Annotated in this window: 16 protein-coding genes; 13 read left to right on the top strand and 3 right to left on the bottom strand. The window is 74.3% G+C overall.

Annotated features, from left to right (window positions below; all coding sequences use genetic code 11):
• Positions 1-10: 10 nt before the first annotated feature.
• The 5 genes from D4B81_RS12565 (at position 11) to D4B81_RS12545 (ending at position 4980) form a co-directional block, all read left to right on the top strand.
• On the top strand, positions 11-793 hold the full coding sequence (locus D4B81_RS12565; RefSeq protein ID WP_237565979.1) for an IclR family transcriptional regulator: 783 nt from the start codon (positions 11-13) through the stop codon (positions 791-793).
• Positions 794-877: 84 nt separating this feature from the next.
• Positions 878-1870 carry a tripartite tricarboxylate transporter substrate-binding protein gene (locus D4B81_RS12560; protein WP_122262957.1) on the top strand — a complete coding sequence of 331 codons (993 nt, stop codon included), beginning with the start codon at positions 878-880 and terminating at the stop codon, positions 1868-1870.
• Between the two features lie 103 nt (positions 1871-1973).
• Positions 1974-2432, top strand: a complete 459-nt coding sequence (locus tag D4B81_RS12555) for a tripartite tricarboxylate transporter TctB family protein (protein WP_161965156.1) — start codon at positions 1974-1976, stop codon at positions 2430-2432.
• Position 2433: 1 nt separating this feature from the next.
• Positions 2434-3942 (top strand): tripartite tricarboxylate transporter permease, encoded by a 1509-nt coding sequence (locus D4B81_RS12550; RefSeq protein WP_122262955.1) that lies wholly within the window; start codon positions 2434-2436, stop codon positions 3940-3942.
• A gap of 45 nt (positions 3943-3987) precedes the next feature.
• Positions 3988-4980, top strand: coding sequence for an NAD(P)H-quinone oxidoreductase (locus D4B81_RS12545; RefSeq protein WP_122262954.1), 993 nt, complete (start codon positions 3988-3990; stop codon positions 4978-4980).
• A 17-nt stretch (positions 4981-4997) separates the two neighbouring features.
• Here D4B81_RS12545 and D4B81_RS12540 read toward each other — a convergent pair whose 3' ends face one another.
• Positions 4998-5516, bottom strand: a complete 519-nt coding sequence (locus tag D4B81_RS12540; protein WP_122262953.1) for an NUDIX hydrolase — start codon at positions 5514-5516, stop codon at positions 4998-5000.
• A 55-nt stretch (positions 5517-5571) separates the two neighbouring features.
• Between D4B81_RS12540 and D4B81_RS12535 the strand changes: the two genes are divergently transcribed.
• The 3 genes from D4B81_RS12535 to D4B81_RS12525 are packed head-to-tail and all read left to right on the top strand — an operon-like array spanning position 5572 to position 8700.
• Entirely contained in the window at positions 5572-7215 is a 1644-nt protein-coding gene (locus D4B81_RS12535; protein ID WP_161965155.1) for a metallophosphoesterase family protein, read from the top strand.
• Between the two features lie 20 nt (positions 7216-7235).
• Positions 7236-7826, top strand: coding sequence for an RNA 2',3'-cyclic phosphodiesterase (gene thpR, locus D4B81_RS12530; protein ID WP_122262951.1), 591 nt, complete (start codon positions 7236-7238; stop codon positions 7824-7826).
• A 37-nt stretch (positions 7827-7863) separates the two neighbouring features.
• On the top strand, positions 7864-8700 hold the full coding sequence (locus D4B81_RS12525) for a DsbA family protein (RefSeq protein WP_122262950.1): 837 nt from the start codon (positions 7864-7866) through the stop codon (positions 8698-8700).
• Positions 8701-8747: 47 nt separating this feature from the next.
• Here D4B81_RS12525 and D4B81_RS12520 read toward each other — a convergent pair whose 3' ends face one another.
• Entirely contained in the window at positions 8748-9314 is a 567-nt protein-coding gene (locus D4B81_RS12520) for a DedA family protein (RefSeq protein WP_161965154.1), read from the bottom strand.
• A 36-nt stretch (positions 9315-9350) separates the two neighbouring features.
• Here D4B81_RS12520 and D4B81_RS12515 point away from each other — a divergent pair, with 36 nt between their 5' ends.
• The 3 genes from D4B81_RS12515 (at position 9351) to D4B81_RS12505 (ending at position 12711) form a co-directional block, all read left to right on the top strand.
• Positions 9351-10274, top strand: a complete 924-nt coding sequence (locus D4B81_RS12515) for a carbamate kinase (RefSeq protein ID WP_122262948.1) — start codon at positions 9351-9353, stop codon at positions 10272-10274.
• A gap of 86 nt (positions 10275-10360) precedes the next feature.
• Positions 10361-11437: a semialdehyde dehydrogenase gene (locus tag D4B81_RS12510; RefSeq protein WP_122262947.1), complete on the top strand. Its 1077-nt coding sequence runs from the start codon at positions 10361-10363 to the stop codon at positions 11435-11437.
• Positions 11434-12711, top strand: coding sequence for an NAD(P)/FAD-dependent oxidoreductase (locus D4B81_RS12505; protein WP_122262946.1), 1278 nt, complete (start codon positions 11434-11436; stop codon positions 12709-12711). Before D4B81_RS12510 ends, D4B81_RS12505 begins: the two co-directional genes overlap by 4 nt.
• An 8-nt stretch (positions 12712-12719) precedes the next feature.
• Here D4B81_RS12505 and D4B81_RS12500 read toward each other — a convergent pair whose 3' ends face one another.
• Positions 12720-13034, bottom strand: coding sequence for a YciI family protein (locus tag D4B81_RS12500; RefSeq protein ID WP_122262945.1), 315 nt, complete (start codon positions 13032-13034; stop codon positions 12720-12722).
• A gap of 74 nt (positions 13035-13108) precedes the next feature.
• Here D4B81_RS12500 and D4B81_RS12495 point away from each other — a divergent pair, with 74 nt between their 5' ends.
• Together D4B81_RS12495 and D4B81_RS12490 are read left to right on the top strand one after the other, a co-directional pair.
• Positions 13109-13264, top strand: a complete 156-nt coding sequence (locus tag D4B81_RS12495; RefSeq protein WP_097188619.1) for a ribbon-helix-helix domain-containing protein — start codon at positions 13109-13111, stop codon at positions 13262-13264.
• Entirely contained in the window at positions 13261-13998 is a 738-nt protein-coding gene (locus tag D4B81_RS12490; RefSeq protein ID WP_122262944.1) for a VOC family protein, read from the top strand. Before D4B81_RS12495 ends, D4B81_RS12490 begins: the two co-directional genes overlap by 4 nt.
• The last annotated feature ends 1 nt before the right edge of the window (position 13999 follow it).

Here is a 13999-nt window from a genome sequence, read left to right as displayed (position 1 = left end):
TACTGACCGGGTGGCCAACGCCCCCGCCGCCGCGCACGCGCTCGACGTCCTCACCCTGCTCGCACGCAGCGCCACCCCGCAGCCGGCAGCCGCGATCGCCCGCGAGCTCGGGCTGCCCCGCTCCACCACCTACCACCTCCTCGGGGTGCTCGTGGAGCGCGGCTTCGTCCTCCACCTCCCGGAGGAGCGGCGCTACGGGCTGGGGGTGGCGGCGTTCGAGCTGGGGTCGGCCTACACCCGTCACGCCCCGCTGCAGCGGCTCGCCCGCCCGGCGCTGACCCAGCTCGCCGACGCGACCGGCCACAACGCCCACCTCGGGGTGCTGCACGGCCGCGACGTCGTCTACGTCATCGAGGAGCGGGTCGCGGGCCGGCCCTCCCTCGTCTCCGACGTCGGGGTGCGGCTGCCCGCCTCGCTCACCGCGACGGGCCTGGCGATCCTCGCCGCCCTCCCGGCCGCGCAGGTCCGCGCCCTCTTCCCCTCCGCCGACGCGTTCGTCCTGCGGCACGGAGCGGGGCCGACCTCTCCCGGCACCCTCCGCCCCCTGCTCACCCGGACCCGCACCCAGGGGTATGCCGTGGAGCAGGGCTACGTGACCCCGGGCCTGGACTCCGTGGCCGCCGTGGTGCTCGACCACGCCGGCCATCCCGTGGCCGGTGTCGCCGTCACCGCGGAGCGGGAGGATCTGGGCTCCGGGGCCCGCGACGCCGTCGTGACGCACGTGCAGCGGGCGGCCTCCGCCATCTCCCGCAGGCTCGGGCACCGCGCGCGGTCCGCGGGCGACACCGCGTGATCCGTGGCGTGGGGCGCGGACACGGGGTACTTTGTGACGCCTGAGAACCCGTCCCCACGGATCAACGACGATCGGAGCCCGACCATGGCCCTCTCCCGACCTCTGCGTGCTGCTGCTGCCCTCGCCCCTCTGGCCCTCGTCCTCGCCGCCTGCGGTGACGGTGGCGGCGACGACGAGGCTGCAGCCAACTACCCCGAGGAGAGCGTGTCGATCATCGTGCCGTTCTCCGCCGGTGGTCCCACCGACACCGTGACGCGTCTGATCGCCGAGCCGATGGCCGAGGCGCTCGGCCAGCAGGTGCTCGTCGAGAACGTCGAGGGCGCGGGCGGCACCGTGGCCGGCAGCGAGGCGGCGGGCGCCGACCCCGACGGCTACACCGTGCTCATGCACCACATCGGCATGTCGACGGCCCCCACCCTCTACGAGGACCTCGCCTACGACCCGCTGACCGACTTCGAGACCGTCGGACTGGTGACCGAGGTGCCGATGACCATCATCGCCCGCTCCGACTTCGAGCCCGAGACGATGGAGGACCTCATCACCTACCTCCAGGAGAACGCGGACTCCGTCAACCTGGCCAACGCCGGCGTGGGCGCCGCGTCGCAGCTGTGCGGGCTGCTCCTCCAGGACGCCCTGGGGGTCGAGCTCAACGAGGTTCCCTACGACGGCACCGGTCCCGCGATGACCGAGCTGGTCGGCGGCCAGGTCGACCTCATGTGCGACCAGACCACGAACACCACCAACCAGATCAACGCGGGCGAGGTCAAGGCGTACGCCGTGACCACCCCCGACCGGATCGACGCGCTGCCGGACGTGCCGACGGCCATCGAGTCGGGGCTCGACCTCGAGGTCAGCGTCTGGCACGGCCTGTACGTCCCGGCCGAGACGCCGGAGGAGATCGTGACGACCCTCACCGAGGCGCTGCAGCAGGCTCTGACCAACCAGACGGTCATCGACGAGATGGCCGCCCTGGGCACCGCGCCCGTCGCCGAGGACCAGGCGACCCCCGAGGCGCACACGGCCAAGCTGGAGGAGCAGATCGACCTCTGGGCCGGGCTCATCTCCCCGGGGCGCTGAGATCAGCACACCTGACGTCTCCGCGCGCGGCGGGCCTGACGACGGCCCGCCGCGTGCGGACGCCACCCGCACGTGGTCGTCCGCGGACCTCGTGGCCGGTCTCATGTTCATCCTCATCGGGGGTGCGTTCGCCGTCGGGGCGCTGACCTACGACCTCGGCACCCTCCTGCAGATGGGTCCGGGCTACGTCCCGCTCCTGGTGGGGCTGCTGCTCGCCGCCCTCGGGGCCGGCATCGTCGTGAAAGCCTTCGTCGCGCCCGACCGCCTCCCCGCGACGGACGGGACGACCGACCACGGGCCACCGCTCCAGTTCGGGCGCATCCGCTGGCGGCCGACCCTGTTCATCTTCGGCGCGCTCTTCTTCTTCGCCTTCACCTTCGAGGGCCTCGGCCTCTTCCTCACGGTGTTCGGCACCTCGGTCCTGGCGTCCTACGCCCGCACCGGCACCACCCTCCGGCAGGCCGTCCTGCCGGCCCTCGGCCTGTCCGTCGGGTCCTGGGTGATCTTCGTGCTGGCGCTGCAGCAGCGGCTCCCCCTCGTCGGTGAGTGGCTGGGGGGCTGACGTGGAGCTCCTCGACAACCTCGCGCTCGGCCTCCAGGTCGCGTTCCAGTGGCAGAACGTGCTCTTCTGCCTCCTGGGCGTGGCCCTCGGCACCGCCGTGGGGGTCCTGCCCGGCATCGGCCCGACCGCCACGGTGGCGATGCTGCTGCCGATCACCTACACCTTCGACGAGCCGGTCACCGCGATCATCATGCTCGCCGGCATCTACTACGGGGCGCAGTACGGCGGGTCCACGACGGCGATCCTCATCAACCTGCCGGGCGAGTCCTCCTCCGCCGTCACCGCTCTCGACGGCCATCAGCTCGCGCTGCAGGGCAAGGCCGGCACCGCGCTCGCCGTGGCCGCGATCTCCTCGTTCATCGCCGGGACCGTGGCCACCGTCGTGATCGCCGTCGCCGCCCCGCCGCTGACGGACGTCGCCCTCGAGTTCGGCCAGGCCGAGCTCTTCTCCGTCGTCGTCCTGGGCTTCATCGTCTCCATCGCGCTCGCCAGCGGCTCGCCGCTGAAGGCCCTGGCGATGATCGTGCTGGGCGTCCTGCTGTCCACCGTCGGTCGCGACAGCTTCACCAACACCGCCCGGTTCACCTTCGGCCAGCCGGCCCTCGACGGTGGCTTCAACTTCGTGTCCGTCGCCGTGGGGCTCTTCGGCATCGCCGAGATCCTGCGCAACCTGCACGACCCCCACCACACGGGCCGAATCGTCGGCGCCGTCAAGGGGCTGTGGCCCTCCCGGTCGGACCTGCGCAAGATCGGTGGCCCGGTAGCCCGCGCCACCGGCCTGGGCTCGATCCTCGGCGTGCTGCCCGGCGGCGGCCACGTGCTCGCCTCCTTCGGCTCCTACGCCCTGGAGAAGAAGATCTCCAAGAACCCCAAGGAGTTCGGCCGGGGCGCCATCGCGGGGGTCGCCGGGCCCGAGGCGGCCAACAACGCGGCCGCCCAGACCTCCTTCATCCCGCTCCTCACCCTGGGCCTGCCGGCCAACGGCGTCATGGCGATGATCGCCGGTGCGCTGATCCTGCAGGGCATCACCCCGGGACCGGGCGTCCTCACCGACGAGCCCGAGCTGGTCTGGGGCCTCATCGCCTCCATGTGGATCGGCAACCTGCTGCTGGTCCTGCTGAACCTGCCGCTCATCGGCATCTGGGTGAAGATGCTGTCGGTCCCCTACTGGATCCTCTTCCCCTCCATCATCATCTTCGCCTCCATCGGCTGCTACTCCATCCGGGGCAACATCTGGGAGGTGCTCGGGGTCGTCGTGTTCGGTGCCGGCGGGTTCCTGCTCATCCGGGCCGGCTGCGAGCCGGTGCCCCTGCTGCTCGGGTTCGTCCTCGGCCCCTTCCTCGAGGAGAACCTGCGCCGGGCGCTCATCATCAGCCGCGGAGACCCGATGACCTTCATCGAGCGGCCCATCTCGGCCACCCTGCTGGGCCTCGCGCTGGTCGCGCTCGTCCTGGCCCTCCTGCCCGCCATCCGTCGCAAGCGCGAGGTGGTCTTCGCCGAGGAGGAGTGACGGCAGGGCGGTGACGCACCGCACCGGCCACGTAGGTTTGGGGTCATGCGCGCCATCCAGATCAGCGAGCCCGGTGAGCCCGACGTCCTCGTCCTCGGCGAGGTCGGGACGCCCCGCCCGGGCGACGGCCAGGTGCTCGTCGAGGTCGTCTCCGCCGGGGTCAACCGCGCGGACGTGCAGCAGCGCAAGGGCTTCTACCCGCCGCCGCCGGGGGCGAGCGAGCTCCCTGGCCTCGAGGTCGCCGGCCGCGTCGCCGAGCTGGGGCCGGGCACCGCGGGCTCGGGCTGGAAGGTCGGGGACGAGGTCTGCGCGCTCCTCTCCGGCGGAGGGTATGCCGAGCACGTCGCCGTCCCCGTCGGGCAGCTGCTCCCGGTGCCCCGGGGCATACCCCTGGCCGACGCCGCCGCCCTGCCCGAGGTGGCGTGCACGGTCTGGAGCAACCTCGTGACCGAGGCGCACCTGGCCGAGGGGGAGACCGCCCTGCTGCACGGGGGGTCGAGCGGGATCGGCACGATGGCGATCCAGGTGGCCAAGGCTCTCGGTGCCCGGGTGGTGGTGACGGCGGGCAGCCAGGACAAGCTCGACGCCTGCCGGAAGCTGGGGGCCGACGTGCTGGTCAACTACCGGGAGCAGGACTTCGTCGAGGAGGTGCGGGCGGCCACCGACGGGCGGGGGGTCGACGTGATCCTCGACGTCGTGGGCGCGAAGTACCTCGGGCGCAACGTCGACTCCCTCGCCCCGGACGGCCGGCTGGTCGTCATCGGGCTGCTCGGCGGCCGCAGGGGCGAGCTCGACCTCGGCACCCTCCTGACCCGGCGCGCCCGTGTCATCGCGACGTCGCTGCGCTCGCGCCCGGACGCGGCCAAGGCCGAGATCGTCGCCGAGGTGCGCCGCCACGTCTGGCCGTGGGTCGAGGACGGCCGGGTCCGGACGGTCATCCAGTCGCGCCACCCGCTCGCGCGGGCGGCCGACGCCCACCGCGAGATGGAGGCCTCGGCCCACGTCGGCAAGATCCTGCTGGACGTCCAGGAGGCCTGACCGGGCCGCGTCCCCCCTCAGCCGCGATCCGCCGCGCCGAGGAGCCGCCCCGGCCGGCGGGGGCCCTCGAGCGCGGCCAGCGAGGCCATGATGCCGAAGGTGTCCCGGTCCGCGTCCTCCAGCTCCTCGGGCGTGAACCACCGGGCCTTGCGCGCCTCGGTGGCCAGCTCCAGCCCGGGCCGCCGGTCGAGGACCACCCGGAAGACGACGTCGACGCCCTGGCGCCGCACGTCCACGTTGACGGTCACCGGGTCCCCGGGGTCGATCTCCAGCCCGATCTCCTCGGCCACCTCGCGGCGCACCGCGTCGGCAGCCTCCTCCCCCCGACCCATGAGCCCGCCGGGCAGGCTCCACCCCTCGCGGTGCGGCTGCCACAGGAAGAGGACGGCACCGTCGTGCTCGAGGATGCACACCGCCCCGGCGGTGAAGGTCGGTGCGCCCACGCGGACGGCTGCCCGCTTCAGCGGCCCCGGCATCACGCGGAACCCGACGAGCGCCGCCGTCCCCGCCTTGCGCCGCAGCGTCGCCCAGTCCACGCCTCACCCAACCACAGCGGCCGGGGGTGGTCCCACCCGACTAGGGTGTCCCCCGATGGGCACCCGTGAGCGCATCCCCGCAGCAGTGACCACCGGGCTCGGCAGAGGAGTCGCCGTGGCCCTGCTCGCGGTGGTCGCCTTCCTCGGCGGCGTCGCCACCACCCAGCTCTGGCCGGTGCACACGCAGACCCGCTACTTCGAGGCGGACGTCTCCGTGCAGCCGCGCCTGGACTCCACGATCGAGCTGCCCACCGTGGTCGGCGACGTCATCGTGACGTTCCGGGGCCCGGTCCCGGCGCCCGGGCTGACCGGGCAGGTGCAGGTGCGCGACGAGGTCACCGACCTGCTGCGCTCCGGCCGCCTGCGCAGCGCCGACCTCCAGCCGGACCAGGTCGAGCTGCGCGCCGCGATGGACGCGGGGGTCCGCGAGGTCGCCTGGAAGTTCGCGGCCGGCGCGCTCGGCACCTCCCTCCTCGCCCTCCTGGCGTATGCCGTGTCCCGCCCCCGTCACGCCGGTCACGTCGTCGTGGCCTCGGGGGTGGCCACGGCGCTCGCGCTCGCAGGGCCCGGCGGGGCGGCATACCTGACCTATCGCACCGACCGGGTCAGCGAGTTCCGCGCGACCTCCCTGCTCTCCGTCGTCCAGACCAACATGGGCATCCTCGACGACCTCGACCGCAAGGCCGACCAGGGCGCCATCTACGTGACCAACCTGCTCGCGCTCTCCGACGCGGTCCGGCAGGAGTTCACGCCGGCCGCGACCCAGCAGCCGGAGGCGGCGCGCTTCCTGCTGGTCAGCGACATCCACGGGATGAACCAGTACCCGCTCATGCGCCAGATCATCGCGAGCGAGGGGATCGACGCCGTGATCGACACCGGGGACCTCCTCAACTTCGGGCAGGCCCGCGAGGGCGAGCTGACCGGCATCTACGCCGGGATCGAGAGCCTCGGGGTTCCCTACGTCTTCGTCCGCGGCAACCACGACGCCGTGTCCGCGACCGACGAGGGGGTCCTGCGCCGGCTCGCCCGGGTGCCGAACGTGGTGCTGCTCGAGCCGACCGACGGCGACTTCGTGCGCGCCGAGGTCAACGGCGTCTCGATCAGCGGGTTCAACGACGTGCGCTGGTTCAACCAGCGCAGCGACGACTTCGGCGCCGAGCAGCAGGCGGCGGCCGACGTCTTCCGCGAGGCTGCCGAGGGGTTGGAGCCCACGGACCTCGTCCTCACCCACCAGCCGTTCGCCGCGCACCGGGTGCCGGCCGGGGCGGTCACCCTGCACGGGCACATGCACGTGCAGGACGTGGAGCGCAACCATGTCCAGCTGGGCTCGTTCACCGGCGGCGGCCTGGTCAACCAGTTCCGCCTCCCCCCGCTGACCGAGGAGGCCCGGGAGGCCGCCGAGGAGGACCCGCAGACCCGGGGCGAGCTGGAGGGGCACCCCTACTCCTTCGACATCCTCAGCGTCGGCGAGGACTGCTCGGTCAGCAGCCTCACCCGGTTCGGCTATCGCAACCTGGTGTCCGGGCGTCCCCAGTACGACGACGTCAGCATCGTCAACGGCCGGGTGCTGCAGCCTGATCCCCCGGAGGGGCGGACCTGCGGGCGCGACCTCGGCCTGACCGTGGCCCCGCTGGCCTCCGGCCCCGCACGTGGGGCGAGCCGCCCGGCCGACGACGCCGCGGTCACCACGCTGCCCTGAGACGCCGGGACAATGGCCCCATGCGTGCCTTTCTCGCCGTCGTCCCGCCGCTGGAGGTGGTGGAGTCCCTCGAGAGCTTCCTGGAGCCTCGCCGGGACGCGCTGGCTGCCGGGGGAGACTGGCGCTGGACGAGGTCTGAGCACCTGCACCTGACGCTCGCCTTCCTCCCCGAGCTGGAGGAGTGGCGCGAGGAGCAGCTGGTGGCGGACGGGGAGGTATGGGCGGCACGGCATACCCCCGTGGCCCTGGCCCTGGGCGGGGCCGGGGCGTTCCCCTCCCCCGGTGCCGCGCGCGTGCTCTGGGCCGGCGTGGACGAGCTCGGGCGGGAGGGCACCCTGGCGTCGTGGGCCAGGGGCCTGCGGGGGGTGGCCAACCACGCCGGGGGACGGGTGGACGCGACGAGGTTCAGCCCCCACGTCACGCTGGCCCGCGCCCGGGGACGGCCACGCCCCGCCGGGCCGGTCGTCCAGGCGCTCGACACGCTCCGGACCCCGGCCTGGGTGGCGGACGAGGTGGCGCTCGTCGCCTCCTACCTCGGTCAGGGGCCGGGCGGCACGCCCCGCTACGAGGTGCGGCACGGCTGGCGACTCGGGGGACCGCCGCAGCCCTGAGGGCTGCCCCGCGGCCCGCCCGTGCGAGGCTGAGCCGGTGAGCACGACCGAGGACCCCCTGACCCCGGCGGCATCGTCGGCACCGGCTGGCGACAGCCGGGCGCAGAGCATCGCGTGGGCCGTGGCAGCCGTCGTCGTGGCGCTCGTCATCGGGTTCATCGCGTGGCTGGCGACGGGTGCGGACCGCGACGACGGGTCGGGCGCGGGCAGCGGTGCGCCGTCCTCGGCCGGCCCTCCGGCCGAGGCGCCCGGCGACGACGCCGCCGGGTCGCCGGAGGCGGCCCCCACGCCCCCGCCGGAGGTGCAGCAGCTCCTCCTGGACCTGCAGCTCCGGGACGCCGACGACCCGCTGGCCGAGGGCGAGGTCGACGCCCCGGTCGTCATGATCGAGTACGCCGACTACCGGTGCCCCTACTGCGCCCGGTTCCATCTCGAGGAGCGTCCGGACCTCCTGCCGCTCGTCGAGGACGGGACCCTGCGCATCGAGTTCCGCGACCTCGTGCTCTTCGAGGAGCCCTCGCAGCTGGCGGCCGTGGCGGCGCGCGCGGCGGCGGAGCAGGGGGTGCTCGCGGCCTACCGGACCGCCCTCTTCGAGCGCTCCGTGGACGGGCAGGCCGAGCTGGCCCGGGAGGACCTGGTCGCGATGGCCGAGCAGGTGGGGGTGGCCGACCTCGAGGCCTTCGGGACCGCCCTGGACGACGAGCGGCTGCACGCCCTCGTCCGGGCGGACACCGAGGAGGCGCGCGCGATCGGGGTGACCTCGACGCCGACCTTCCTGGTCAACACCACGGTGGTGCAGGGGGCCTACGAGGCGGAGTACATGATCGACGTCATCGAGCAGCAGCGCGAGCTGGTGGGAGCGGGCGCCCGGTGAGCGTCAGGAACCGGGTGTGGTCACCCTCCCGGGAGCTGCATCACCCTCTAGCGTGATGAAGGTCCCGCGGGGGTGACCGCACCGCGGGCGGCAGCTGCTGACCCGGGGGTCGGGTATGCCGCGTGCGCGCGGCGACGGTGCACGACATACCCCCGGTGGGCGAGCGCCACGACGAGGGTGAGGGCGACGGCTCCGGTGCCGACCAGCCACGGGCCGCCGGCGAGGGCGGCCCGGAAGAAGGTGGCCCAGACGGCGAACCCGACGGTGGAGTAGATCGTGGCCCAGAGGATCGCGCCCAGCGACTGCGCCAGGGTGAAGCGCAGCCAGCGCATCCGCAGCACCCCGGCGGAGGCGAGGATCACGGTCTGGACGCCGACGGTCAGGTAGGCCAGCGGCACGGCACCCAGGCCGCAGCGCTCGATCGCACCGCGGCCGCGGTCCATCGCGTCGCTCGAGAGCCACTGGTGCACCCGGGCGCGCCAGCCGGCTCCGGGGGAGGTGCGCCGCAGCGTCTGCTCGGTGACCGTGCGCGCGATCCAGTACGTCGCCTGCCCACGGGCCATCGCGGCGCACCAGAGCACCGCGAAGGCGACCGCGAACGGGTAGGAGGACACCCCTCCAGTTTGCCAGACCGGGCATACTCCCAGGTCATGAGGATCGTGGTCGCGCTCGGGGGCAATGCGCTGCTGCAGCGCGGGCAGGTGCCGGACGCCGCCGCCCAGGTGGAGAACATCCGCCGGGCGATGCGTGCGCTCGCACCGCTCACCGACGACCACGAGGTGGTCCTGACGCATGGCAACGGCCCGCAGGTCGGGGTCCTGGCGATGGAGAGCGCGGCCGACGCCCGCCTGTCGCAGCCGTACCCCTTCGACGCGCTCGGGGCGATGACCCAGGGGCTGATCGGCTACTGGATCCTGCAGGCGATCGGCAACGAGCGGCCGTACCGGCAGTTCGCGGCGGTGCTCAACCAGACGCTGGTCGACGCCGACGACCCCGCGTTCGAGAACCCCACCAAGTTCGTCGGTGAGGTCTACGACGAGCGCACGGCGCGGGACCTGGCGACGCGGCACGGCTGGCACGTGCGGCGGGACGGCGAGCACTGGCGACGGGTCGTCCCCTCCCCCCGGCCACGGGAGATCATCGAGACGCGGCTGATCGACCACCTCCTCGACGAGTCGGTCATCGTCGTCTGCGCCGGGGGCGGCGGGGTCCCGGTGGTGCGCACCGGCACCGGTGACCTGCAGGGTGTCGAGGCCGTGATCGACAAGGACCTGTCCGCCGCCCTGCTCGCCCACCGCCTCCGGGCGGACCGGCTGCTCGTGCTCACCGACGTGGCCGCCGTGATGGAGGGCTTCGGGACCCCCGACGCGCGGCCGGTGCGGCGGACCACGCCCGCGAGGCTGCGGGCCCTCGACCTGCCCGCCGGGTCGATGGGGCCCAAGGTCGAGGCGGTGTGCCGTTTCGTCGAGGTGAGCGGGCAGCAGCGGCGGGTCGCCGCCGCCATCGGCAACCTCGACGAGGCGACGGCGCTGCTGGACGGCTCCGCCGGGACGTTCGTGACGCTCGACCCCTGACCCGGCGTCCGTATCTGGAGCGCCCGTCCCCCCTCTGGACCGGGTAGCGCCACCCGGCGCCGCACGCTCCGTCTCGAGGGGACCGCATGAGCACCGACACCGTGGCCGGACTGCCTGGCCAGGCCCGCAGCTTCGCCTTCCTGGTCCACCCGCGGGCCCGCCTGGCCGACGACCTGGGCCGCGTGTGGCGGCCGCTGGGGGCGGGGCCGGAGGGCCTCTACGACCTCGCGCTGCGCCGGCTGCCGCTGCCGCCGGTGACGATGGCCTCGGTGGAGATCGCCGGCTCGGTCCTGGGCCACGTGGTGCTCGTCCCCTTCGGGGCCAGGCACCTGCTCGGCCTCCCGGCCGAGGGTCGCCGCCGGGTCGGGCAGGCCGTGGACCGCGCGGTCCGGCTGGGGGCCGCCACGGTGGGCCTGGGCGCGCTGACCGCCACGGTGACCGGGGGCGGCGTGGCCCTGCGCGGGCGCGCCGACATCGGGGTCACCAACGGCAACGCGTTCACCGCCGCCACTGTCGACGCCCAGGCCCGCGAGCTGCTCGACGGCGTCCTGCGCTCCGCCGCGGGCCGTCACGTCGCCGTCGTCGGCGCCACCGGCAGCGTGGGCGGGGCGGTCTCCGCGCTGCTCGCCCGCGACCGGGCGGTGGACCGGCTCACCCTGGTCGCCCGCTCCCGACCCCGGCTCGACGCGCTGGCCGACCGCCTCGGTCGGCAGGTGCCCACCACCGCGACGATCGACCTCCGCGCCGTGGCCGACGCCGACCTGGTCGTGCTGCTCACCGCCTCGGCCGACGCGATCATCGGCCCCGAGCACCTGGCCCCCGGCGCGGTCGTCCTCGACGCCACCCAGCCGCGCAACACCTCCCCCGCGCTGCTCGAGCTCCGCCCGGACGTGACGGTCATCGACGGCGGGGTCGTCGACCTCCCCAGCCTGCGTCTCCGCGGCGGGGACATCGGCCTGCCGGACGGGCGTGCCTACGCGTGCTTCGCCGAGACCGCGCTGCTCGCGCTGTCCGGTCACGACGGGCACTTCTGCCTCGGCGTCCCCACGCTGGAGCAGGTGGACGGCATGCGCGACCTCGCCGCGGGCCTCGCGCACCTCGGGTTCGCACCGGCCGCGCCGACGTCGTTCGGCCGCCCGCTCCCGGTCGGGGTCCTCCGATGACCAGGGTGGTCCTGGTGGGCGGTGGCTACGTCACCCTCCACGCCTGCGCCGAGCTCGTCCGGCGGCTCGGCAGCCGGGTCCGCCGCGGCGACGTCGAGGTCGTCGTGATCAGCGCCGACGACTGCCACAGCTTCCACGGCCTCACCGGGGAGGTGGTGGCCGGCATCCTGCCGTTCGAGCGGACCCGCACGCCGCTCGCCGAGGCCTGCCCGCTCGCCACCGTGGTCCACGGCACCGTCACGCACGTCGACCCGCTCGCCCGGACCGTCACCGTGCGCAGGGTCGGCTCGGAGAGTGCCGAGGAGCTCACCTACGACCAGCTGGTCGTCGGCACCGGCGGCCGGGAGCCGGTCGGCACGGTCCCCGGGCTCGCCGGGCACGGGCTCACCCTCCGCGGGCCCGGGGAGATCGAGGCGCTCCTGGGTCACCTCGACCAGCTCCTCCGGCAGGGCGCACCCGTCCGGTATGACGTGGGGGACGCGGGCGCGGACGTCACCGGGGACCGGCACCGGGTGGTGGTCGCGGGCGGGGGCGTCGCGGGTGCGGAGCTGGCGGCGGCCGTCGCGGACCGGGGACGCGGCCGGTTGGAGGTGCTGCTGGTCCACAGCGGCGAGCAGCTGCTGCCGGAGCTGCGGCAGCGCCACCCCCGCCTCGCCGAGCGGTCCGAGCACGAGCTGGAGCGCCTCGGGGTGAGGGTGCTCCTGTCCACCCGGCTGTGGGAGGTCACCCAGGACGGGGCGGTGCTGCGGATGGGGTCGGGGGCACAGGCGGGTCAGCTCGTCACGGTGCCGGGGACCGTCCTGGCGACGATCGGCCAGGCACCCGTCCAGCTGCCGGGCCTGGAGGCGCTGGCCCGGGACGGGCGGGGCCGCCTGGTGACCCGGTCAGACCTGTCGGTGGGCGACGGCCTCTGGTCCGCCGGCGACGCCGCGCGGGTGCTGCACCCCAGGACGGGCGACCCCGTCCCGGCCAACGCGCTCTGGGCCATCAAGGGCGGCGCGCACCTGGGTCGCAACCTCGCCCGCGCCCTGCAGGGGCGACCGACCCGGCCCTTCGGCTACCAAGGGCTGGGGCAGGCCGCCTCCTTCGGGCTCGGCCGCTCGGTCGGTGACCTCTACGGCGTGGAGCTCACGGGTCAGCTGGCGTGGACCATGCGGATGGCCTTCTTCCTGCGCTTCATGCCCTCCCGCCGTCGGGCGGCCGCCGTCGTGGCCGACCTGGCCGCGCTCACCGTCGGCGGACGCCCCCGCGCGGCGGCGGGGATGGTGCGGTGACGAGCACGTCATACCTCGCCGGAGAGGGGACCCTCGAGCCAGGCGCCGAGGACGGGGGTCCACTCACGCACGGCGACCTGCTCGACGAGACCCTGCTGCTGGAACGGGTCCTCGCGGAGCAGCTCGGCAAGCTCGGCCGCGCTGTCGCCGCGCAGCACGAGGAGGGCGGCGTCGGGCGCCTCGTCGACGGCGGCGTAGGGCCCGGAGATCAGCACGACCCCGTCGGCGGCGAGCGTGGCGAGGAACTCGCGGTGCGCGGTGCGGTGCTCGTCCCGCGCCGCGGTGTCGTCGGAGTAGCTGTAGTGCACGGCGTAGAGGCTCATGCGGGTCAACCTAGCGGCCGGGCCCCGCTGTCGCCCCCCTTGCGGTCCGCGCACTAGGTTACTAGCATTCTAGAATGACGGACAAGGCCCAGTTCAACGTCTACCTCCCCCGCGACCTGATCGTCGAGGTCAAGCACCGCGGGATCGACGAGGGTGTCAGCCTCTCGGCGCTCGTCGAGCGGGCCCTCCGCCACTACCTGGACACCGCCGCGAAGGAGACCTCGGCATGAGCACCACGCACACCGTGACCGGCCTGACCCCCCGCCCCATCCGCTTCACCGCGGACCTCCCCGCGTGGCGACGCATCGTGGAGGCCCTCGGTGGCGTGCTCGTCAGCGAGCAGCCGGGGTGGCTCGTCCTCCAGCTCGGATCCGGACGCCTCGCCCTGCACGCCGACCACCCCGACCAGCCGGCCGGGCTGACCACCCTTGCCCTGGAGACCCCCGAGCCCCTGACCGAGGCGGTCGCGGCCGCCTCGGTCGCCGGGGTGCCGATCACGCTGGAGGAGACGGACCACGGCACCGCCGGGGTCGTCCGTGCTGCCGACGGCACGGAGGTCACCCTGGACGCCCCGACGCCGGGGGCAGGGCGGGCCCGGGACGGCCGGCTGGTGGTGCTGCCGATCTGGTACGGACCGGACGCCTCCGTGCCGCTCGCCGTGCTGGAGGGCCTGGGCGCGCGGCGGCGCATCGTCGGCCAGGACGGCGGGTGGACCGACCTGCGCTGCGACGGCGGCGGGCTGCTGGCCGTGCACGTCGCCGACCAGGTCGGCACCGAGCTGGCCTTCGAGTGGGACGGTGACGTGGAGGACGCGCTCCGCCTGCTCACCGCGGCGGGCGTCCCGGCCACGCTCATCGACGAGACCTACAGCCGGACCCTCCACGTCGCCGACCCGGACGGCGGCAAGGCCGTGTGGGTCAACGAGCGGCAGACCGACCTCTACGGCTACACGCGCGTCGGGTAGC

The sequence above is a fragment of the Ornithinimicrobium cerasi genome (genome assembly GCF_003702705.1).
In the GTDB taxonomy this organism is placed as follows: Bacteria; Actinomycetota; Actinomycetes; order Actinomycetales; family Dermatophilaceae; genus Ornithinicoccus; species Ornithinicoccus cerasi.
Note: the sequence above shows the minus strand (reverse complement) of the source record. Positions and strands in the feature narration are given on the sequence as shown.